The organism is Candidatus Nitrosocosmicus sp. T (assembly GCF_054408485.1).
Genome location: NZ_CP166992.1, coordinates 712121 through 735655 on the forward strand (window position 1 = coordinate 712121; position 23535 = coordinate 735655).

General features: G+C 32.6%; 21 protein-coding genes. 9 read left to right on the plus strand and 12 right to left on the minus strand.

What is annotated here, in order from left to right; all coding sequences use genetic code 11:
• Positions 1-190: 190 nt before the first annotated feature.
• Together AB0A59_RS03725 and AB0A59_RS03730 are read right to left on the minus strand one after the other, a co-directional pair.
• Positions 191-649 carry a hypothetical protein gene (locus AB0A59_RS03725; RefSeq protein WP_458746589.1) on the minus strand — a complete coding sequence of 153 codons (459 nt, stop codon included), beginning with the start codon at positions 647-649 and terminating at the stop codon, positions 191-193.
• Positions 650-1324: 675 nt separating this feature from the next.
• Positions 1325-1540 carry a hypothetical protein gene (locus AB0A59_RS03730; RefSeq protein WP_458746590.1) on the minus strand — a complete coding sequence of 72 codons (216 nt, stop codon included), beginning with the start codon at positions 1538-1540 and terminating at the stop codon, positions 1325-1327.
• 311 nt (positions 1541-1851) lie between these two features.
• Between AB0A59_RS03730 and AB0A59_RS03735 the strand changes: the two genes are divergently transcribed.
• Positions 1852-2211, plus strand: a complete 360-nt coding sequence (locus AB0A59_RS03735; protein ID WP_458746592.1) for a hypothetical protein — start codon at positions 1852-1854, stop codon at positions 2209-2211.
• A 387-nt stretch (positions 2212-2598) separates the two neighbouring features.
• Here the strand turns inward: AB0A59_RS03735 and AB0A59_RS03740 are convergent, their stop codons facing one another.
• On the minus strand, positions 2599-3129 hold the full coding sequence (locus tag AB0A59_RS03740) for a hypothetical protein (protein ID WP_458746594.1): 531 nt from the start codon (positions 3127-3129) through the stop codon (positions 2599-2601).
• Positions 3130-3676: 547 nt separating this feature from the next.
• Between AB0A59_RS03740 and AB0A59_RS03745 the strand changes: the two genes are divergently transcribed.
• The gene (locus tag AB0A59_RS03745) at positions 3677-4300 is read left to right on the plus strand and encodes a hypothetical protein (protein WP_458746596.1); all 624 of its coding nucleotides are present in this window, start codon (positions 3677-3679) and stop codon (positions 4298-4300) included.
• A 399-nt stretch (positions 4301-4699) separates the two neighbouring features.
• Here AB0A59_RS03745 and AB0A59_RS03750 read toward each other — a convergent pair whose 3' ends face one another.
• A complete protein-coding gene (locus AB0A59_RS03750) occupies positions 4700-4867 on the minus strand; it encodes a hypothetical protein (protein WP_458746598.1) in 168 nt (55 codons plus the stop codon).
• Positions 4868-5499: 632 nt separating this feature from the next.
• Here AB0A59_RS03750 and AB0A59_RS03755 point away from each other — a divergent pair.
• From AB0A59_RS03755 to AB0A59_RS03770, 4 genes are all read left to right on the plus strand, one after another.
• A complete protein-coding gene (locus AB0A59_RS03755; RefSeq protein WP_458746600.1) occupies positions 5500-6126 on the plus strand; it encodes a hypothetical protein in 627 nt (208 codons plus the stop codon).
• Positions 6127-6259: 133 nt separating this feature from the next.
• On the plus strand, positions 6260-7549 hold the full coding sequence (locus AB0A59_RS03760) for an MFS transporter (RefSeq protein WP_458746602.1): 1290 nt from the start codon (positions 6260-6262) through the stop codon (positions 7547-7549).
• Between the two features lie 11 nt (positions 7550-7560).
• Positions 7561-8850 (plus strand): MBL fold metallo-hydrolase, encoded by a 1290-nt coding sequence (locus AB0A59_RS03765; RefSeq protein WP_458746604.1) that lies wholly within the window; start codon positions 7561-7563, stop codon positions 8848-8850.
• A 382-nt stretch (positions 8851-9232) separates the two neighbouring features.
• Positions 9233-9616 carry an aminoacyl-tRNA hydrolase gene (locus tag AB0A59_RS03770; RefSeq protein WP_458746606.1) on the plus strand — a complete coding sequence of 128 codons (384 nt, stop codon included), beginning with the start codon at positions 9233-9235 and terminating at the stop codon, positions 9614-9616.
• A 418-nt stretch (positions 9617-10034) separates the two neighbouring features.
• Here AB0A59_RS03770 and AB0A59_RS03775 read toward each other — a convergent pair whose 3' ends face one another.
• Both AB0A59_RS03775 and AB0A59_RS03780 read right to left on the minus strand, forming a co-directional pair.
• Positions 10035-10547 carry a 3-keto-disaccharide hydrolase gene (locus AB0A59_RS03775; protein WP_458746608.1) on the minus strand — a complete coding sequence of 171 codons (513 nt, stop codon included), beginning with the start codon at positions 10545-10547 and terminating at the stop codon, positions 10035-10037.
• 617 nt (positions 10548-11164) lie between these two features.
• Complete coding sequence (locus AB0A59_RS03780; protein WP_458746610.1) at positions 11165-11698, minus strand: PsbP-related protein; 534 nt, start codon at positions 11696-11698, stop codon at positions 11165-11167.
• 118 nt (positions 11699-11816) lie between these two features.
• Between AB0A59_RS03780 and AB0A59_RS03785 the strand changes: the two genes are divergently transcribed.
• On the plus strand, positions 11817-13574 hold the full coding sequence (locus tag AB0A59_RS03785; protein ID WP_458746611.1) for a spermidine synthase: 1758 nt from the start codon (positions 11817-11819) through the stop codon (positions 13572-13574).
• A gap of 662 nt (positions 13575-14236) precedes the next feature.
• On the opposite strand, the gene AB0A59_RS03790 is transcribed toward AB0A59_RS03785, so the two are convergent.
• From AB0A59_RS03790 to AB0A59_RS03800, 3 genes are all read right to left on the minus strand, one after another.
• The gene (locus tag AB0A59_RS03790; RefSeq protein WP_458746613.1) at positions 14237-14710 is read right to left on the minus strand and encodes a pyridoxamine 5'-phosphate oxidase family protein; all 474 of its coding nucleotides are present in this window, start codon (positions 14708-14710) and stop codon (positions 14237-14239) included.
• A gap of 697 nt (positions 14711-15407) precedes the next feature.
• Positions 15408-16139 carry a hypothetical protein gene (locus AB0A59_RS03795; RefSeq protein WP_458746616.1) on the minus strand — a complete coding sequence of 244 codons (732 nt, stop codon included), beginning with the start codon at positions 16137-16139 and terminating at the stop codon, positions 15408-15410.
• 1152 nt (positions 16140-17291) lie between these two features.
• The gene (locus AB0A59_RS03800) at positions 17292-17558 is read right to left on the minus strand and encodes a hypothetical protein (protein WP_458746618.1); all 267 of its coding nucleotides are present in this window, start codon (positions 17556-17558) and stop codon (positions 17292-17294) included.
• A 141-nt stretch (positions 17559-17699) separates the two neighbouring features.
• On the opposite strand from AB0A59_RS03800, the gene AB0A59_RS03805 reads away from it, so the two are divergent.
• Positions 17700-18017, plus strand: a complete 318-nt coding sequence (locus AB0A59_RS03805; protein WP_458746620.1) for a hypothetical protein — start codon at positions 17700-17702, stop codon at positions 18015-18017.
• 1108 nt (positions 18018-19125) lie between these two features.
• Here AB0A59_RS03805 and AB0A59_RS03810 read toward each other — a convergent pair.
• Both AB0A59_RS03810 and AB0A59_RS03815 read right to left on the minus strand, forming a co-directional pair.
• Positions 19126-20130, minus strand: coding sequence for an LLM class flavin-dependent oxidoreductase (locus AB0A59_RS03810; RefSeq protein ID WP_458746622.1), 1005 nt, complete (start codon positions 20128-20130; stop codon positions 19126-19128).
• A gap of 612 nt (positions 20131-20742) precedes the next feature.
• Entirely contained in the window at positions 20743-20958 is a 216-nt protein-coding gene (locus AB0A59_RS03815) for a hypothetical protein (protein WP_458746624.1), read from the minus strand.
• 643 nt (positions 20959-21601) lie between these two features.
• Between AB0A59_RS03815 and AB0A59_RS03820 the strand changes: the two genes are divergently transcribed.
• The gene (locus tag AB0A59_RS03820) at positions 21602-21934 is read left to right on the plus strand and encodes a pentapeptide repeat-containing protein (RefSeq protein WP_458747550.1); all 333 of its coding nucleotides are present in this window, start codon (positions 21602-21604) and stop codon (positions 21932-21934) included.
• A gap of 1142 nt (positions 21935-23076) precedes the next feature.
• On the opposite strand, the gene AB0A59_RS03825 is transcribed toward AB0A59_RS03820, so the two are convergent.
• On the minus strand, positions 23077-23433 hold the full coding sequence (locus tag AB0A59_RS03825; RefSeq protein ID WP_458746626.1) for a hypothetical protein: 357 nt from the start codon (positions 23431-23433) through the stop codon (positions 23077-23079).
• Positions 23434-23535: the final 102 nt, after the last annotated feature.

The window sequence follows — 23535 nt, forward strand, 5'->3', positions numbered from 1 at the left end:
TAACCTCATTAAACATCAAAAACAAAAAGCAGTCAACAATAAAATCAAATGGGACATTACTAAAAACATTAGAAAACCAACGTCATATAGTCAAAGCGATTGATATACTCATTTGATATAAAAAGATGAAAGACAACCTAGAGGAAAAACAAGTCCATGAATATGTTATGATACTCAAGGAGCAGATCGATCAACTGAGTATCTTTGTCCTTTTTGCAAGAATATTTGACACTATTATGTATAGAATCCATCCTATGATTGTAGTTGCAATGGAAACTCGAAATGAATCAAGCTGAATGAATTGAAAGAACAGGTACGTGGTAGTAAACTTCGTTACTAGATATGCTACTTCAGATAACCCTAATGTGGTTAGAAACTTTACCGAATCTTGTCTTAATCTTTCATTCTTTATTATTTTATCCTTATAAAGAAGAACAATGAAAGTCGAATTGAAAACAATAAAATCTGCAATCAAAGATACAGAAGATATTAAGAGATAGTTTTCATTAAAGAGAGAAGCAGATAAAGTTACTATTGCTATGTCAGCTATTGCAGTTATTATTGCAGATATTAGTAGATTCGTGTTATAATGAATTACGTTTCTATTTTTGTCATAAAAATTTTTGATGAGGCAAGATAGACTCATCACTGTATATTAGTATGCGAATTACTTAAATACGATTATTGGAAGATTCTCAAAAAATAGAGTGACAATCTCTAAATATATAATGTTTTTCCGATGTATGACTAAATTTTAAGTCTGTAATGGGTCGAAATTAAGAGATTAGATGTGTTTTCAAATTACCTGCAAGAGGATTCAAACGGTTTATCTATCTCCTTTTTATTCTATTGCGTTGGAATCCCTTGTTTTAAACACAAAGGCTACAAACCTCCTTCCTGCGCTTAATACATGATTTTTAGCATATTTTCATGGAAAAATATCCATCTATATAGTATATGTCAATCAAAAAATTGTAGTAGCTGCTAATTTGTCAGACCCGAGTTGGAAAATATTGAGAAAAGTAGTAAAAAAAGAAGGATGCAATATTTTCATTTTATATCATATTTCAGATTTTGACATCGTGTGGATATCTTCATTATTTCCACCTAACCCTCATACCCTACGAACTTAATCCCGCCCATATAGCTATATATTGTAGTAACGATATAGGAAGGCATAAGATGTAGAATAATTCTTAATTTTCATCTTTTTAAAAACAAATCTTTTTCTGTTTTCATCTTCACAATTGAGATCGTAGAAATATGACCATTGCCTATTTTGAGAGTAAAATTTAGATAAACGATCTTTTGGTATCTGTTTATATTATGATATATTCTTTTTTGCGCATGAATCACAGTATTTTTCTATAATGGTGGCTCCTTCTACACTGAATATTGCTTCCTGAGTAGCCGTGTTACCGCAAATTACACAGGGTTTTGTCTTTCCGCCAACATCAACAAATGCCCTTACCGACGAAAAATTCTTATGAAGAGAGTGTAGTGACATCATTTGAGGATTAGAATTTTTTTCGCTTGTCATATCATATATATACATTTCGTATCTATTAAGTATGTCATGATGCATATCGTTGACAGATTGCTCTAATCGTTACTATAAATCGAAATATAGAGATTTCATTTCGTTTTATAATGATAATACACGCAGATATTAACCAAGATAATGAAATGGAAATCCTATTTTCTTTGGACATCTATTTATAAATACCTAGTCAATTAAATAAGATGTACCTATTAGAATCAACGAAGTAACACATAGATGACGTTATAAAACTTGTTGCATTATATATTACATGAGAGCACATCATGACATTTATATTCTAAAGCGAGAAAATGACGATAGAAAAACATAAGGATAAGGCCGTTCCTCAATTAAATAGAAAGGGAAAATATGCGACTTCCACTGAAAATCGTAGATTAATGTGGGAATATATTATCTGGCCCTTAGTTTTAGAACTTAATAGGAATTATTTTACACCAGAGGAATATCATAAAATGAGAAATAAAGTTTCAATAGAAAAGAATATCCCAATTTCAAAAATGTCTGGGGGGCTGGTATCACTATTGCTTAAAGGAATTCTCACTCAAGATAATAAATATTATTCAATTCATTACAAATTAATTCCTTATATGAGAAAAAATGCCCACTTAGATTACGAAACTGTCCTAAGGGAAGTAAGATCAAAAAAATAAATGAATTATCCAAAAAGTAGCGTCATTGATCCTTCAACTTCAATTGTATATTTTATATTATTTTTGCTCATATTCGCTTGTTATCGTTTTCCCTATTTGGTGTAATTTCGACACTGAGAAAGCAAAGGTTATCTCCATAGCTGCATAATATTTTACCAAGTCCATCTATTGATCATTTGGGTAAATGACGCATTAATTCACTTTTAATTTCAAAAAAATTTTTCTAACCTATTTTGGACTTAAGTAGATATACTCATGATTTCCACAAACCAGAAACCAATGTATAGTAACTATTGCATTATGTTTTGGTGACAATAAAATTGAGAATGTTTATACTCTGAATTATGCTATGAATCTATCTCTAACTATTAATATAGTTACTGGCTATTATTGATGAGGAATTTCTATTTCATTTTTCCTACAAGTCTCAAACATTCTTTTAATATCATCCCTCTTTCCTTCCGGAACTTCATAATATACTACTATTTGTAAAGCGTTATTAGGCAAATTGTGTGATTGAGAGCCATGAGTTTTTCCTTTAAATTCCTTTATTAGATCAGTCAACAGCTCATATTGTTTTGTAACCGTATCTACCGATCCTTGAAGTATTTCCACAGAGTTATCCATTGGTTGTTTGTTGTTTGAGTTAAGCCATGATTTTTTATAATTGTAATTGTTCTTACTGCTATAATTATTATGTGGATTATTTTTGTAATATGTGGGCTTTGATGACGTATTATTATTAATTGCTGTTACATCTACTGAATTATTACTATTGATTGATCTGTTTGGACAAAAATGTTTCTTCTTTGTGAGAACCTCTGAATATTCGCTATTTAGGGTATTCCAGTAAATTTTGGTGTTGCAACCATACACACAGTATTTTGAATTAATGTTGGAGACGTCTAAAGTACTCATCTTTATTATATACTTTTGACTGTATATAACTATACACATTAATACACTGCGTAAGATAAGCTAATAATTAGTATCATATAAAAGTTCAAGCCAATCTTAGATTCATTAAAAGTTCCATTTTCCGAATGGACAACTCTATTGACAGTTTAGAGATGATCATCCATATTTAATCAATATTAAGGATATTTGAGTTAAGCCATTTAAAACTCTATTATTTCAAGCATGTGGATGTCCTCAAAGAATAAAAATTATCTTCGATCCTCTATGGTCAATTAAGCAGTTCACAGGAGAGGTAATTTTAACTCAGATTTGTTTCACATATCCACAAACACGGTAAGCATTTTAGTAACTATATAAATATATAAAAATTATGACAAATAATTAATATAATTGAAATAGCGGTGATTTATGATTGATTAGATATAAATCTTAATTATATATCAGCATTTTTTAATCATATCACCAATTGTAGTCTTGTCTTGTCAATTTCAGTCATTAAAAACCGTTTGATACCGATGTTTATATAGTATAATATCTAATAGATACTATGTCAAAGAAAGCAGAAACAAGAGAAAATCATTCAAGTTACACCAATGAACATAACATTAACAATTACAATAACAATAATATCGATTTCCAAGAATCCATTAACCAATCATTTGATGAAACCAAAGATAATATTAAAAAATCAATAGATGAATCAAGAAACCAAATTCCAAGAATTAATAGTATTGTAAATAGTTATCAAGAACAATCACTACAAACTGCAAAAGAGATATCAGAAGAATATATAGATTCTCAAAAAGAAGTCGTCAATTCACTCCAATCAGCATGGAGGCCATACAATGAAGCCTTTAATGGATTAGTTACCAACTTCTATTCTCCTGATGCAGCAGTTAAAGCATATTCAACATTTGTTAGTACTGTTGCAGACAATACCGTATCAGCTATTAGACTTTCAAACAACGTTATTTTCTCAACCCTTGATGCATGGAAACCAGTACTACAACAAACAAAAGATTTTGCAAGACACATATCAAACACAGGAGTAAACGCCGCAAGAACGTTTGAGCAAAATTCAAGACAAATAGCAGCAGATGTTAAAGATGTAACAGCCGATTCAAACGTAAACGCATCTACCAGTACTACCACAAAGTCCACAAGTCATTAACAACGAAATAAGAAAAATCAAATACTAAAATAACATTTAGCCCATTGATTTTTCCTTTTAGAGTTAAACAAACTCAAATTTTTAAATTCATCAATACTAAAATTACATTTACTCATCTGACCATTGTCTTTATACTCATATAAGGAAGTATGATTCAAAAAAAAATAAACCCATTTCAAGGCATTACTCATGTAGATATCCTCATGATTTCCACAAACCAGCAACCAATGTATAGTAACGATATAGGAAGGCATAAGATGTAGAATAATTCTTAATTTTCATCTTTTTAAAAACAAATCTTTTTCTGTTTTCATCTTCACAATTGAGATCGTAGAAATATGACCATTGCCTATTTTGAGAGTAAAATTTAGATAAACGATCTTTTGGTATCTGTTTATATTATGATATATTCTTTTTTGCGCATGAATCACAGTATTTTTCTATAATGGTGGCTCCTTCTACACTGAATATTGCTTCCTGAGTAGCCGTGTTACCGCAAATTACACAGGGTTTTGTCTTTCCGCCAACATCAACAAATGCCCTTACCGACGAAAATTTCTTTTCCATTCTATGTCTTCACTTTATTATTATTATTCAATTGCACTTATAGTATGTGTTTGCTAGATGTGAGCCAAATTTATATAAAAGACTATTAACCAAATGAATGTTTTATACTCATTGGTGAATTAAATTTATTTTCCATGCTGTAGTTGTTTATATAAAAGCTGAGGACAAGTTAATTAGAGCGTCCAAAGAATTTAGGAAATCTATTCCTAGACTTTGCAAAGGTTCTGTAATTTACCAAATTATCATTTGATCTATTTCATACACTTTTGAATTGAATCCCTAATGGCGCGCATTAAAATAAGAACGCATATTCATGATAGTTAATAATGGTCGAAACATCCACCCCTATACCACCAGGAACTTAATCCCACTGAATTAACAAAGCACGTATCAATACAATTTTATGAAAGATTTATTTTGTAAAAAAGTCAATAGGACAATAGATGCAAAATTCGGCGTGTGCTCAATGTAAGTGCTCTCCCGAAATCTGTTCAAGAGTAATAATAAAGTGCAAAAACTGCGTAGTAAAAAACTGTTGCTGTATACCTATACACAAAAGCCAATTCAAAATCTTAAATTTTAGTTGTATCCCACAAATATTTCAAAACATAAAAAAGGTGTTTATAGCCGCATTGGGAATTGAAATTTTATGCATAATTTCAGCAGAAATAGGAGAAAATATTGGGCTGTCTGTTTTTGGTTTTAACTTACTGGGTATTGTCATTGCATACTTCTTAGGGTTTGCAATAGCTGGTTTTTCCACTTTTATGACTATTTTGGGAAGATGGGACTTTGATGATGATGGTAACATAAAGAAAGCACAAAGTTGTTGTACTTTTCTTAAAGGGAATTCCAATAAAGGATTTCTATTTAATTTTAAATTTACATTCTTAAGTTTTGGGAAAGGATTAGCACAGTTTATACAGCATCGAAATAATCCTCAAATGAAATCCATTCTTAAAACTAGTATTATAATTTTAATTACAGCAGAAAGTGCATGTATATTGACTGCAGAAACAGTGACATTGATATTCTATCAGTATTCCATGTTCTTGGCTATCCCATTGGCTTTGCTAGTTGGAACATTTACATTAACTCTAGTAGAATCTATAAGAAAAAATAGTACCACTGATCCTGATTGTGGGTGTGAAAATTTTGACAATCAAGATATTTCATCCTCCTCATCCTCCTCATCCTCATTCACACGATCCAAATTTCTATCGCCATCCGAATTTAGGAGATTGAAGAAGGAACCTTAGTGGTTCTTCCATCAGTGCTCTTTGTGTCAGATAAAGAATTATCCATTTCCCGGTTTTTTTGGGAAGTAGTATTTTCAAATCAATCTTTAAATAGTTATCTTATGACCGTATTAACTCTTGAGGAAAATTAAGAATGGTTGGTAACAAGGATAATGATGGTCGGACTGAAAAACCGATTAAACTAGGTTTACGACCCAATCTTAATCAGTTCTTAATCCTTGTTTTAGTTAACGCGTTCGTAGGTTCGATGATAGGATTGGAGCAAACTGTAGTCCCACTTATCGGGACTAACGAATTCGGTATTCAATCGAATGTACTGGTGGTATCCTTTATTGCAAGCTTTGGATTAATAAAAGCAATTCTAAATCTTTTTGCTGGTAAAATATCAGACAAATGGGGTAGAAAAAATATATTAATTTTGGGATGGTTGTTTGGAATACCGGTTCCTATCATATTGCTTTTAGCACCAGACTGGAACTGGGTAATAATTGCCAATATATTTCTTGGAATTAACCAAGGACTGGCATGGTCTATGACTGTCAACATGAAGATTGATCTTGTCGGAAAAGAAAAAAGAGGGTTTGCATTAGGATTTAATGAATTTTCTGGATACTTTGCTGTAGCTGTTGTTGGTTTTGTAACAGGTTATTTAGCAGCCATATATGGGCTAAAACCATATCCATTTTATCTTGGGGTTATATTTGCTACTGCAGGATTTTTGATATCATGGCTAATTGTTAAGGATACAAAAAAGTTTACTCTCTTGGAAATAGAAACTCATGATTCTCTTGTCTCAGAAAATAAAGACAAGGATGCAACTAAAGGGGATTTGAGTTTTAGTCATGTATTTATTCAAACATCTTGGAGGAACCGCTCCTTGCTGGCCATTAGTCAAGCAGGATTAGTTAATAATTTGATATTTGGTGTTTCATGGGGGTTGTTCACCATTTATTTTTCATCTTTTGCCTTAAATACAAATGATATTGGCCTTTTGAAAGCACTACATCCTGGAATATGGGGAATTTTACAACTTGTTACAGGTTCACTAAGCGATAAAGTAGGAAGAAAAATTTTCATCTTTCCTGGCATGTTTATACAATCGATAGGAATCTGGATAATTTTATATTCTCAAGCATTTCCTGGCTGGATAACTGGAATGTCTCTATTAGGTGTTGGAACCGCGATGGTATACCCTAGCTTACTTGCAGCAATTAGTGATATTGCACATCCAAGCTGGCGGGCAACATCGCTGGGAGTATATAGATTTTGGAGAGATATAGGGTTTGTATTTGGTGCGCTTGGAATAGGATTTATCTCGGATTTATTTAATACGTTTATTGCAATTCAAGTAGTCGCATGGATTGGATTGGCTTCTGGTATTATAGTTATTTTTCTGATGAAAGAAACCAAAAATAGGTATTAACTGACTTCTAGATGGTAACTTCTCATCCAAATGCAATTTTAAATATTAATGAATCAACTAATGATAGTATGACAGTTGAAAATAATGACAGTAATGATAATAACAAGAATAATAATTTACGAATTACATCAGATGAGCTAAAGAAAAAAATAGACAAGGGAGAAGACATTTTTATACTTGACGTACGAAATCAACACGAACATGATGCATGGAGTGTATCTTATGACAGATATCAAAATACACCGTTAATTCCAGTTGATACAATAACTTCAAGTTCAGCTCTTAAACAGATTCCAAAAGATAAGGAAATCATTACATTTTGTACTCATGGACAAAGGTCATCAAATGCTGCGAAAATGCTTTCCGAATTAGGGTATAAGGTTAAGACCATTGAAGGGGGGTTGGATGGTTGGAGCACTATATATGATACTGCAATTGTAGATACCGATTCAGACATTTTGAAAATTTGGCAAATAAGACGTGTGTCAAAGGGGTGTATGAGTTATGTAGTTGCATCATTAAAAGACAAGAAAGCAACAATTATCGACGCTACTTGTAAAATCGACACGGTCCTCAAAGACATACTACAAGAAAATAGATTAAAAATAACTAGAGTTATTGATACTCACCTACATGCCGACCATTTGTCAGGTTCAACAAGAATTGCTAGTAAATATGGAGCCAAGATTTCGATTAGTTCACTTGAAAAATATGATACCAAAAACCTGGACTCTGAAAAGAACTTCAAACCCACGCTAATTTATAATGGAGATAAATTAGAAATTGGGGATGGAATTTACTTAGAAGCTATACATACCCCTGGTCATACAGATGGTAGTATATCTTTTAGACTGGAAATTAGAAAGACGAGTAAATTGGAAACAGAAAATGGTATAAGTAAATCAAAATACTTTATTTTTACTGGGGATACAATATTTGTAAATGGAGTTGGAAGGCCTGATCTCCATAAAAAGTCAGAAGAGTACGCCCAGAAACTTTATCAGACCTATCAGCAAAAGTTATTCAATTTACCTGATAATACTGTAATACTTCCATCTCACTATAGTTCAACCTTTAAACATGCAAAACCAGTTTTTGATACAATTGAATCTATCAGACACAAACTAAATTCTATTACCCTATCCGAAAAAGATTTTCTAAATTATATTACTTCAAATATTCCGCCCCAGCCAATGAATTATGAACAAATTGTATCCATAAATAAGAATTTGACCCATTGCGATAGGGTAGAGCAACAGGATTTAGAATCGGGTCCTAATTCCTGTGGTATCAGTGCATAGAAGGATAGATACCATCTCATGACTTTGATAATTTGGCTAACCATATAACTACTCAACCAAAGAAAAACCTTTTATCAAACCCATGTGGAGGTCCTCATGATTGCCACCGAAACTCTTACTCTGTGTGGTAACCTTATTTAACCACTATTAATATTCATACATACTTCTCACAATTTTAGTAATAATTATGTTAAGATCAGTAGAATTTATAGAACAACTATCAATCTGCATACAGTAATTTATCCAACCGCAGATTTAATTGAATATTTAAATTGGAATATTTAAACAGCCAGAGTTTACTTTGGTGAGTACAATTTTGAGATGTGACAGTAGATTGTTCATATACTAAACAGCTTGTAGTATAATTTCTGAGGTGAAAGATATGAATCTAGAAGGTGATAAAATAGCGATGTTTTTCCTAGTACGATCCGACATAAAAATGAGTAAGGGACAAATTGCAAGTAGAGTAGCAGATGTTACTCAATATGTAATAGAGGAATGCATACAGAGAAAATACATTACATATACAACATGGAAGAAATTTCATGCTTCTCAAAAAATTGTCTTAAAAGTAAACTCCATGAGAGAATTTTATGAATTGCATTCAAAATTGATGGATTTATCTCGCGTACTAAGTTTTCCTATCAAGATTGTAAAAGAAGATCAAAAAATAAGGGTAGCTGAAAATGTACCCACAGTCTTAGCATTTGGGCCGATAAAAAGAAACCAGGTTGAACACATAGTTGCTGATTTAAAGCTATTATAAATGGCTGCGAAAAAGCTAACATTTAATATTTTTCATTACAAATATGATCATGGGCTCTGTTTTCGAACCTAAGAATTTGTCAAAGAAACATCGGAAGAAGATTTCTCATGATTCGGTAAAAGATATACTTCCAGATACGCCTGAAAACTTGGAAGAAAAATAAACTATAAAATTAATTCTTACTGGTTGTCAAATCCGACATATCATTTATTTTTTATATATAAAGAAAAGAAAATATCTTGTCTATCTTAAGGTCTATCTAAAAAAAACAAAGTTTCCTTAATTATCATATATTTAAGTCAAAATATAAAGTCAATTTGTTTCACATGACCACGAACCAGCTTATTTATGTACACTAGTATGGTAAAGCCTTTGGTCTAAAAAATATGAAGAATTTTCTCATAAATGATAAACTTCTTTATAATATTTCTTTTATAAAGATATTTTTAAAATAAACCGTTGATTTGTCATCATGATTTTGCAATCCTATATATCCTTCTTTATTTCGAATTCCTTGAAAACCATCTATCACTTTTTCATCATTTATGATAACTGTATATTTTTGACCTTTTACTGAAACATAAAGACTATTCCAATATCCAGCAGGCTTTGATGCGACTTTAGATGGACCCATAAAACCATAGATTGCACCAGTCATGTGAATTGATTCTTTGTTAGGCAAGGCCAGATCATCAATCTGTATCTCGTACCCATTACTGACTGCATGCCAAGGATCACCTTGAGGATTTGAAAATCTTACGAATATCCCTGAGTTATCTTCAATGTGAGTAACTCTCCATTCAAGCATGAGAATAAAGTCTTTGAACTTCTTTTTGTAATGCCATAGCAATCCCATTCCTCCTCGGGTCTTAAGCAAGGGATGTTGTTTTTTGTCATCTCCATCTTCAAATATTATTGTAAAGCTAACCATTCCCGATCATTTTCCAACCATCTAAGTTACCATTAAATAGTTTGATAAAATCTATATTCCTTTCCTCTTTACAGTCTATTTTTTTACTCTCCAAAGATAATGCATGGAGCAAACCCGACTTAAAATTGTTCAAAATCTGTCATGTGTCCATTTTATTTTTCTATTGGAAAGTTTTGGTTGGCATTTGCGCCTTTTATCATTTAAAATTCAAACATAATTATCTATGTTCCATTCATATGGCCCAAATTAAAATAACTTGATATTTTTACTATTAATTCTCATAATTAATCATTTTAGACTTATTCAAGTCCTTTACACTCAAATACAGAAGTTAAAATCAAAAAGCCGTGTATTTCGCTAAATTTGATATTGTCAAATTCTAAACTCGCATGATTATCATACTCATCCCTCAGAACCCTTATACCATACGGAACTACAATGCTATGGAATGAGATACCTTTTATAGTAACGATGTGCTATAACATTTTCATATCAAAAGACTAAATCACAATTCTGAAAATATTAAATTTCAATCATTAGTAAAATATTTGAACGGTCTGATATAACGATACTTTTCTATGAACACATTCTTCTATTTTGTTTGAGAAATAAAAAAATTATGTGTTGAACATAAAGCTCTTTATTATTTGTTGAACTACAGGTAATGTTTCTGGAACTTTTGATTTAGGTGTAGTGAAATGTAATTGATATTGATTATCTCCATGAATCACAAATGTTTCCATATCAAATGTTCCAAGACCATGGATAAAATATGTTAATTCTTTGGCAGGTAAACCATCCACCGTTGTTGCTTCGTTTTTAAGAATTTCAACATTAAGGTTGCCATAGAATGATACTGGATCTTGTAGAAATGCAATTTCCTTTGCAACAATTTTGTCTAAACTATCGGGTGATACTGTTTGTGTTGTTTTATCTAATGATATGCTTACCCGAAGCGGAGAAATATTAAGGTAAGTAATATTTAGAGGGCTTGTTTCACCTATCGGCTTGAAAACTATAACCGTATCAGAACCATAATACGGAAAGGTTGAATTTTTTGGAGCAATCTCCCAGGTTGAGGGATAATCTACTTTAAATTCTGGATTGTCAAATGTTTGTAAGGTCGTATCTTGAGCATATACATTTGTCATTTCAATAATAGAAGTAATTAATACTGCTGTGAGTATACAGATACTTAATTTTTTTAATTGACTAAACGTGTTGATTATGATATCATATCTTTATAACATTATATAAAATATATATAAATTGATTTTAAAAATTTCTATTTCTTCTTTAAAGATTCTCTTAATTCTTGTATTTGTTGCTGGGCTTGCTACTATGTGTTTAGAATTCTCAATTAGTAGATTACTAGTTCCAATATTTGGAGACTCTATCTATACTTGGGGGAGTTTGATCGGCGTGGTTTTGGTAGGACTGAGTGGTGGATATCAATTAGGAGGGCAAATCGCAGATAAACTTCCCACATTTGAAAAATTTGGATCAATTTTATTTTCTGCTGGATTGTATATTCTCTTCATACCTTCTATTTCTCCACCGATCGTTGATTTCACCACGGAGATAACTGGAGTATATTTAGGAAACATAAATCAAAACTATGCTAATAATCTCAATTCTCTGCTTTCAACATTTTCTTTAATAATATTTCCCACCCTGTTATTGGGGATGATTTCTCCTTATGCAATAAAATTGGCAGCCAAATCAATGGATAACTTGGGAAATATTTCTGGTAACTTGTATTCTGTAGCGACAATTGGTAGCATTGTTGGAACTTTTTTGACCGTTTTTGTCCTTATTCCTTTCATTGAGATTAATGATATTTTATATGGCATGGGAGCTTTATTGTTACTATCTTCTCTATTTTATTTGAGAAAAATAGCAAAAGTATTGATTCTGATTTTGATTGTTATTGTACTTGTCTCTGTATTTTTTGACAATTTTCCTTTATTTTCTCTAGATTTTAGAAGTTTGCATTTTCATCCAGGTACCCTTGTTTATCAAACCGAAACGTTGTACAGCCATCTAGATGTAGTAGATAACTACGATTCGCCCAATAACAGGGCATTATTCTTAAACGGATTTCCACATAGCATAATGGACAAATCAGATCCCAACTCTCTAGTAAGTGATTATACAAGATTTTTTCCTATTGGGTTATTACTTAATGATAACGCCACCAACATATTGTTCATAGGTGGCGGAGGATTTTCGGGGCCCAAGTACTTTTTGGACAATTATCCAAATCTTTCAGTGGATGTCGTTGAGATTGATCCAAAAGTGGTAGACGTCGCAAGGGAGTATTTCTTATTGAATGATTCTAATCCTAAATTGAACATCTATACTCAAGATGCAAGGGATTATCTTGAACATTACCAGGGAAAATATGATGTTATAATCTTGGATGCTTTTTCAAAAACCTATGTTCCATTTCATCTCATGACACTAGAGTTTTATGATTTACTTTATACTAAACTGAGCGATGATGGACTTGTAGTGGCTAATCACATAGGATCTCCTGATGAAGATAAACCTGAATCCGACTTATATAGGGCTAATCTAAAGACATTCCTGGATGTTTTTCCTAAAGTGTTTGTATTTATGACCGATTATTCGAAAGACATCCAGAATCTTATTTTAACTTCCGTAAAGACTCTACCAATCTCCTCAACAAATAAAACAGATGACAGTACGTTGTCAGAACTTCAGAAATCAAAGCCATATATACTCCAAGAAGTTAATTATTCGGATTACCTACTAAAAACAGATAATTTACGATTAAGTGACGTTCCAATTTTAACTGATCAATACGCTCCAGTTGAAAGTTTACTTGATCCGATGTCTGGCAACTATTACGACAGGGATGTACAAAATAATAGCCAGGTTGGTACACTTGGTGAATCCGGCCCAGAGCAATATACTAGTATACCTTTTTCAACCTTAGCTATGTTGATAATTGCTCTTTTCTGGATTACACTGCAGAAACCTATTTGGACTAGTAAAAAGTAATGATATAAAATGCTTTATCATCTGACTCAACCTATTAAACTGAGATTGATCATAATAGAGAGATTTGCGATTAATTGTTGGGCCTTCTTACAACCGATCATTAGTTCGACTTAGTGAAGTCTTTACCAAACCCATGTAGGTATACTCATGATTTCCACAGAATAATATACCTTTGCTAGTAACAACTTTAATATACTCGTAAAAATTATAGTTCCAAAAATATTATTAAAATCAATATTATTGCAAATGTTAAGATCTGTGACTTAACTAGCATTTAGATTCTTGTCATAAAGATCTTGAATTTATAATACTTATAAAATACAATGAATTAATTACCTGAAACTTAAGATGACTTTCACTTTTTATCTTTCTTCTGATCCATAGTTAGTTACCACCTAGATATTTCTTGTCACAAAATCATGGTATCTATCAATAATATCACTTCAAAAAATTCAAAAAATATTGAGAAGAATCATTTAGGCTACAACGATGCCTCTATGTTATCAGGATCCAACTACTAAAGATTATCAAAGAGTTAGATAATCAGAATAATAATAACTGTGGCAATGATAATATCGATAACAAAAAAATACCGCATAAACCGCATAAACATGTTAATTCATTTCTGGGCTATAAACATAATTCACAATAGGAATCAATCACTACATTGACTTTCCAAAATCCCATGCAGAGAAAAATTTGGGCGTAATTTCAATAACAACCTGTATACCTTTTTTAGCATTTTCCAGAAGCATTTGGGCGAGAGGATTATCCAAAGTTCCTAAATACTTAACTATTATTTTCTCTATAATCGGTCTATTCCAATCAATATTTTCGGATATTTTTGCTATACCTCTTCCTTTTACCCCCTTATAAGGAAGATTCTCATCATCAATAGAGAAGTAAATCTTGTCGGAATTTTTGGATAAATTATGAGCCTTTCTTGTAGTTTTTTGAGTTGAGATATAAATTTTGCCTGATTCTTTATCATATAAAAACCAGAGTGGTTGAATAGACGGATATCCCTCTTCGTCGATTGTAGCCAGTTGCAAGTTAAGTTTAGTTTCTAAAAAACTATTGACTTCTTCCTCAGTGACCTCATTTGGCATACCCGGTAAAGACTGAATTAATTTCAATGTATAATCGAATATTCTATTTGATATAAGTTTTCGTGAGAATATGTTTGGAACCTGGTTATTATCGTGTTACTAATTTTCTAAAGTTCTCCTTGTCCTTTCCGATTCGTTCATTAAATGTCATTTTTGTATATCCGTGAGCCTCTATACCGTTGTCTTTTTGCATTCTCTAAAGTTCTTGCTCAGTTTCACCATACATTGTATGAGTGCAAACAGGATCACCTGCATCTTTACAGTTAAAACTTAATGTCATATTTACTGAGTATTTTACATTAAATTAAAGATACCTATTAGTTTCCTATAGAAAAAAGAAAAGAACCATCTATCTCGCAGAGTTCATGTTTAATTGCCTTTTGAAGTCCATGCGTATTTATTTTGAGTATAACCTATGCGATTACCCTGTGATTTTGACCAGACCATCGTAGTAGGATGCGCGACTTAATTTTACCTAATCCACGTTTAGTTTCATAAAATTAATAGAAATTAATAGCTGTGTTTGACTACTCCTGTTAATTAGATGATGGATTTCAGCATACTTATTCTGCAAATTTATTAATTTGGATATAATTATATTTCAAAGAGTAGATCAATATCTCTTATTCATATACCTTTTTTTATTAAAAATGCAATATTTTTCTTATGTGATCAAATTCTTCCTTTGAAATTTCGCCTTTAGATAGTCTCTGATTTAATGATTCTACAAGTCTATTCCTGATTTGGAATTGTCATACTTTATGTTGTTCTTTTTTAAGGATTCTTCTACTTCTCTTAGGAAATACCATTCTTCTCTTATATCTACATCAGGCTGCTTTCCTATCTTATAAAGAACCCTCATTATCTCATTTTTCTTTTTAGCAAAAGAACTTGGAACGTGCAGAGCTATCATGAATCCCTTCGTAGCAAACAACTTTTTCCATTCACTTGGATATGGTAAATGTGTAGGTGTAAAATCTAAAGGTAATACCTCATGTGGTGATCTATTTTTTTTGTCTTTATTTTTCCACAAATATCCTAGGTAACCTGGACTTCGCTGATATGGATCTTGTTGCTTTGGCTGAATTACATTATCTACAATAGTAGGATCATGTGTTCTTCCCACCACAATAAATGTAGTACCGCCGTATCTTTTTGTGGACTCGATTCGTCTTTGTATTTCTTTTGGATTTGGTTGTCCCTTATTAAAGAAGCCTGCAATATGTACCTGAATAATTGTGGTTTGGGGTTTATAACCAAAAAGTTCCAAGTATTTTTGAAATTCAATTTTTCTTTGAGAAGGTTCAATTTGTTTTGAGATTAAATCATTTACATGTTCGTATGTCAATTTATATTTTGAATTAACTTGAGATTTTTTAGGTATCTGTGTATTCGTTATAGCTTTTCCTACTCTCATTCCCCTTTTTTCAGTAACAAAATCGCCTTCTTTATTCATTTACCACTCATCTACCTATATTCTCCAATAACAGTCCTGGATGGAGATTTAAAATCTACAAAAGACATTTACATTTTTCATATGTATAATATAGTTAAAAAGGACTAACCAATCATCAGTAGTTGTTACAATCCAAACGATAGTCCATTACAAAACGAAATCTCAACAACAACTGCATTAATTCTAGTTAAGCATACAGCAATGAAACTGCTCTTGATGTTTTCTCTTTTGGGATACTCATCAATATAAAAACAAATAGGATGATAAAATAAGAAAATCGAAGCTATGGAAAAGAGGAGCCAATCTTAATGAATATAAAGGACTCAAAGGTGATAGAGCAAAACAAGAAGATGAAATTGAAAAAATAGGCAGAGAAATCAAGCTGGTTGAGAAGAACTTTATCGACAAGAAGAAGACCCAATAAACAAGAAAAATTTTTTGATTAGTTTAGTTTCAAAAGTAAATCACAAAATAACCTTCTTTAACATGCATACTGCCACTAAATACTCCATACGTCACTAACAAATAAATAGTGAAATTCGAAACTACAAAAATTTCTTTCCACTGACTTTTTCTTTCATATAAAACTTCATTTAGATTATATCTTCATCAGACATGATTCGTATCTACATCCTCGTGAATTCTACCTAAACTATCCGATAGGAACACGATCCCAACGAACACGCTACCTTGTTTTTGTATTTAAAGATGCAAAATGATCATAGATTAAATAATATGTTATACAACTATAATTGCTTTTATCGGATAGAACTATAATTTCGCAAGAAAATATAGTCTTATTCAATAAAGGCATTTTTAGACTCATTAATATACCATATTCTATTTCAAACATCACAAGTTCAGCCATGAGAATTGGGCTTCATTTTTTAAGATAGGCGTATAATTGTAATTAAGCCAGTTGTAATTATTATTATACCTAAGAACACCACAAATTTTTAAAAAATAAATTTCCTTCACCTGATTAATATTGATTTCTGACTGGTGTGAAATATATTACTCGTCCGATCCAATTCACTGCCCATTTTGAATAACAACTTTTCAGTGCAATACCAACGAATAGATTAACCGCTAATGTTACTGAAATGGTGCTTTATGACTGTGATATCAAAAATAAATAAAAATTTTGGTCTATTAGCGTGTTAACAGTTGCTTATCTCTGATAACTTGTGTATATCCCCCACCAAATTTGTATAGTATGTCACAATAATTGTTTTCATTACCCTGGACTAGAGGAGAAACATAATATGTAGCTGTTGCGATACTACCACGAGATATAGAACATGAAGCTTTTATTTGTCCAAATGTTTTAACCTTGCAAGTGTTAGAGCCTATAGGTGGATTAGAAAATTTGAATTCTACTAATCCCTGAACATTTCGAAGACTATTTTCCTCATACAATAAAGAATTGTATAAGAGTATGTAAGGAATTGGTTAAATTTGGTTATTATATGTCCCCCCAAAAAACTATATACCTTGAAAGGAACGAGCCAACGGAGTAGCTACTAAGTTAAATACTAGTTCAGTTACCACTACAATACAATGAAATTAGAATCATACATGTTAATGATGGTCCTTCTAAGTGCTCTCATGATACCTACGTCAATCGGTACCTACTTGGCATATGGTAGTAGTGATGATGATGACGATGATACCAACGATAGTGAAAATCAGGTTTGTTATCATAGTGGCTTTGAAGCTGGACAGAGTGGCTCGTACAACCAAACTCAACAAAGTGATTGTGGTACCAGTGAAACACATTACGCTCATGCATATTACCAGGGCTTTATTCAAGGTTGCATATCATCAGGGGGCGGAAGTTATTTTGCATGTGAAAATAAAACGCCTGGCCCTCCCTAGCTTTTTTTATTTTTATGTTTTTTTGATATCGACTAATTAATCCGTAAATCCAACCTTTATTCGCAATTTTCAGTACGTTATAGTCATCAAAAGAAAATATCTATTTGATTGGATCGTTTCTATTTTTTATTATCTTCTCATGTGCAGTTGGTGAACCAAGAGGATAGGTGCAATAGGGATGTATTGTCATGATTTAGACCTTAAAAGTTGGAATCAAAATGCAACTTTAGCACGTAATCCAGCTCATCAAATATTTTTAGATTACAGGTATGACAAAAATAGTAAAGATGCCACAGAAATATGAACCATAAAGGATGATAAAATATACATTGTTGAGTTTGTAGCTCAAGACGAGTTCTATAGTTTATACTTACCAGTCGTAAACGAAATTATTGATTCCTTTCAAATCACGAATTCTTAAAATTCACAATGGCTCTTCAGCTTTGTGAATAATTCTAAATTTATCTTGAATTTGGTAAAACGCCAAAATAAAACTAATTAATTTACTTCGTATCAGAATCTTTTATCCTCAGCGGTAAGAATCTATCCAAAATAGGATCAAATGTATTGGAAATCGGATTACATTCGTATATGGACTATATCTAACCCACGTAGTATTAACTGCTGTTTTATTACTAACTTACTGGGATCTTCAAATGACCACTCTGGATTGATATTTGATTCAAATTTGTTTCACATACCTACGAACCAGATAACTATTTTAGTAACAATATTAAGAATTAGATCTCTAGAATAAAATAACGTATAAAAATTAATATGTGAACAACTTCCATTTATGGGAATTTAAGCATATGGCTGGCGAATTCCACATTTAATACCGATTGGTTCGTGCTGTTGATGTTTTTACAGTTGGTTTTCAGGTTGCTGGTTTTACTATTGTGAGAACGCTACTACAACATTGCAAAATCTAATTTTGCTATTGCCATACAATTCGGATCGCCCTATTCTACACAAATAACTAATAGCAATGTCGAAGAATCAAACAATAACCAAAACATTTAGTCATTTTCTCCACCACCTGAAAGGTAGCAAGCTGATTGTTTTTAAAACCAGATGTCTAATGTATTCAGCAATGTCTTTGATGTTGTCAGATTGAAGATAAAATCTCAAAAGAGCGTAGTCTTTTAGCATGGTAATAAATATGAGAAACAGCCATGATTTCATCTACATGGGTTCGATTCAAAAAGAATTCTAAACCCTTTTTGACGGTGGAAGGGCCTCCAACAAAAGAATATTTGAGCCTTTCACCCACGGCATATTCCTCAAGTTGGTCCCAGATATCATTCATATTATTTACAGGGGGTTGTAATAATCCGTGGTTTCTTCTAATCATTCCTAATGCCATTAGTTGCACGGAGGTGAACAGATGATTTGCCTCTTCATCGGTATCAGCTGCAAACACATTGACAGCAGCCATGACATAAGGCTCCTTTAGAGTTTTTGAAGGCCGGAACCGTTCTCGATAGATATTAACAGCCGGTTCCAAGAATGTAGGAGCAAAATGACTAGCAAAAGCATATGGGAGTCCCAATTCCGCGGCCAGTTGAGCACTAAACATGCTAGAACCCAAAAGCCAGATTGGAATATTCAATCCTTCTCCTGGGGTAGCCCTTACCTCACGACCCGCGGTTTGAGGGGAAAAATAGTTCATTAATTCCTCTACACTGTTAGGAAAATCTTCCTCAGATTCATCTAGACTGCCACGCCTTAAGGCCATAGCAGTCATTCTATCAGTTCCCGGAGCACGGCCTAAACCTAGCTCAATCCTGCCAGGATACAAACTCTCTAGTGTTCCGAATTGTTCGGCTACGATCAGGGGGCTGTGGTTTGGAAGCATTATCCCTCCAGAGCCGACTCGAATGGTAGAAGTACCTCCTGCTATAAACCCAATTAGCACAGAAGTAGCTGCACTGGCTATCCCTTTCATATTGTGATGTTCTGCTAACCAATATCGCTTATACCCCCAGAGTTCTACGTGCTGAGCCAAATCTAAACTGTTTCGCATTGACTGGCTTGGAGTACCATCAGCGTTTACCATTACTAAGTCAAGAACCGATAAGGGTAGGTCAGTTTTCTTTCTAGGATGCTTCACAATGTAACCCTACTAATCCGATGTTTTTATATTTCAATTGATATTTCAAAATGGCCATGAGTCGATTGATGAGAGTGCTTTCACCAGCAGATAATTTTCATTCTCAATAGATTTGTTCTCAGGGTTTGGATTATATGCAATGCCTGAGGAAGTGAATGGTATTGACCATTATACAGTCTATGTAAAGGGAGATGGACCGCTTTTCTAATATAAGATGAGTCTACAAAGAATAAAATATTTGGTAAATCAGATCAACTGTCAACTCTATTACTATTTTTCTCGTCAAGTACAATTTAAAACATTATGTGTTTTACTCTGTTAGGCGAAAATTAATTATTGATTCACATCTTGAAATGGACAGCTTAGACTCATGTGGATATCTTCATGATTTCCACCGAATCCTCATACTCTACGGAACTTAATTCCGCACAAACAGCTATATATTGTAGTAACGATATAGGAAGCTATAAGATTAGGGTAATTCTTAATTTTCATCTTTTTAAAAACAAATCTTTTTCTGTTTTCATCTTCGCAATTGAGATCGTAGAAATATGACCCTTGCCTATTTTGAGAGTAAAGGTTAGATAAACGATCTTTTGGTATCTGTTTATGTTATGTTAAATTCTTTTTTGCGCATGAATCACAGTATTTTTCTATAATGGTAGCTCCTTCTACACTGAATACTGCTTCCTGAGTAGCCGTATTACCACAACTTACACAGTATTTTGTCTTTCCGCCAACATCAACAAATGCCCTTACCGACGAAAAATTCTTATGAAGAGAGTGTAAGGACGTAATTATAGGATTAGAATTTTTTTCGCTTGTCATATCATATATATACATTTCGTATCTATTAAGTATGTCATGATGCATATCGTTGACAGACTGCTCTAATCGTTACTATAAATCGAAATATAGAGATTTCATTTCGTTTTATAATGATAATACACGCAGATATTAATCGGGCTTTGGCATTTGACTCTGATCACATTGTAAAAATGAATTTTCTGGTGATTGTATAGACCTAACACGGGGACAGTATGGGTTATGAATGAACTTTATAGTAATTAGAATTAGAAGAAGATTCAAGTTAACAGATTAATATCGACCCATGTGGATTTCCTCCCGGTTTCCACCAAATCAGCAGCCCATTTATAGTAACGATATAAGATTCAATCGTGTTGGTGCTTACATTAGGTAGATTATTTTATTTTTATGTTACTTAGCAAAAAGAATATGTGATTGCTTCGTCTATGGCTGTCTGTCTCAGCCGTTAAAATTTTTAGGACACTATATTGCTACACTGCTATCCTGTTCTGTTGAATTTCCTTGTATTACGGGACAGTTATAAAGAATTTTCTCCGAAACTAGATTGTGCTCTAGCTCTATTTCGAGTTTTTAATGATTACTAGTCAGAAATAATTGGAAAAAGTCTTAGTTATCGCTTAGTTGCCTTCTCACCACTATTATTATTCACCGCTGTCATCTCCACCGCTGTCATCTCCACCGCTGTCATCTCCACCGCTGTCATCTCCACCGCTGTCATCTCCACCGCTGTCATCTCCACCGCTGTCATCTCCACCGCTGTCATCTCCACCGCTGTCATCTCCACCGCTGTCATCTCCACCGCTGTCATCTCCACCGCTGTCATCTCCACCGCTGTCATCTCCACCGCTGTCATCTCCACCGCTGTCATCTCCACCGCTGTCATCTCCACCGCTGTCATCTCCACCGCTGTCATCTGCTATCTCTCCTCCTGTCAATCTCGCAAAATAGCCTACTGAATGCTCATCCTGCCATTTAATGGTAAATTCATAGGTCTCAGCATTACTCTCAATGACTTCGTCAACTAGTTCTAAAGTAAACATCGATCTATCCCCGGAGTTGATAGTGGTAGGATTAAGGCGAGTTGATTCGGAACCTACAATTCCACTATCATTATAAAAAACTGCAGATATTTCGACTGATTTTGCACTGCCTGTTCCATTATTTAAAATCTCACCAACAATTTCATCGGCCAATACTTTGCTACTGTAATTTTGACTTAGTAATATCAGGTCATACTCTTTCTTGTTTTCCTGACTGAAAGCATCAGAATGAAGATTGATCTCTATAACCAATATTGTTATCAGCACAAATGATAATCCGAAAATTTCGATATTTGACAATGCTTTCATTATAGGTCATTAATGATGAGCATATAGATAAAACTTTTATTATAGATTTTTCTGTTCTATAATACTATTCATCACTATTATCGTAAAAATAAAAATTTTTTTGTTCATATCCTAGAGTAGATTTGTTCCTATGATTTACCATAAAGAAGATCATAGAGAAAGAAGTAACCTGATCTACAAATCATTTAGTTCTTAAATTCTGTTGGATTGTTTTTATTCAGTTGGATATTCGGTTGGAGTGATAGGAAGGAGTCAAATTTGTTTCACTTACCATCGAATCAACTACCTATTAATAGTAACATTTTAAACTACACCGTTAAAAGCAATTATTCTGGTTATTTGCGGATACATATTACAGAGTTCTCTGATATTTACAGTTTAAAGTTATAATACTGAATATAATATTAAGGATATTGACTTCTACTATATGAATTATAGAATTGTGATTATCGTTTGCGAGGAACTAATAACATACATGTGATTAGGTAACTATCCGTTATGTTACAAAAGCATAAAAGGAGACTATCTAAAAACTACTTTTTAATATCTTATAGCGAATTACTCACAGATTAGTGACTCTTTCCATTAAACCCTCATTGTATTGAGGTCTCTATGTATTAGTTATTCAATTCCAAGTATGTTCACGGAGAAAGATTAATGTAAATGTGTTAGAAAAATTTTAGCAGCCTTGACATTTCAGCAAAGCGTGATACATCATTAGGTAATACTTTTCATATCAATTCGGGTTGGATGAGCCTGTTTCTTTCAATTAGTGTGACTCGAAGTAAGACTCATCTGAACTATATGATTTAAACTCGGTCCACTCCATATCAAGGACTAGATTATTATTAACTTCCCTAGCTTTTGATATCGGAACGTCAAATCTTTGATCATAATCCCCAAATATCGTTATCTCGGTATCTGTTTTGCCCATCATAAAGCCCACGAAGTCTTCATTCAATAGACTTACTTTTTTGTTAAAAAGGGAACTAGGAAACCTATCTATAGCAGATTCGGTTGTTTCAATTTTAAATATTTCCTCTTCATTACTTAAATTTGTAGATACTAAAATATCATTTCTATCTAACAAGTACCTTCTTAATTCGTTATTGCCAGTTATTTGCATTAGTTAGTTATCAATTACCTTAATGCATTTCGGAATCAAGACATCAGACATTTTAGTATTTATTAAAATAGACCTTTGTTTATTTTTCATTTTTCTTAGCTG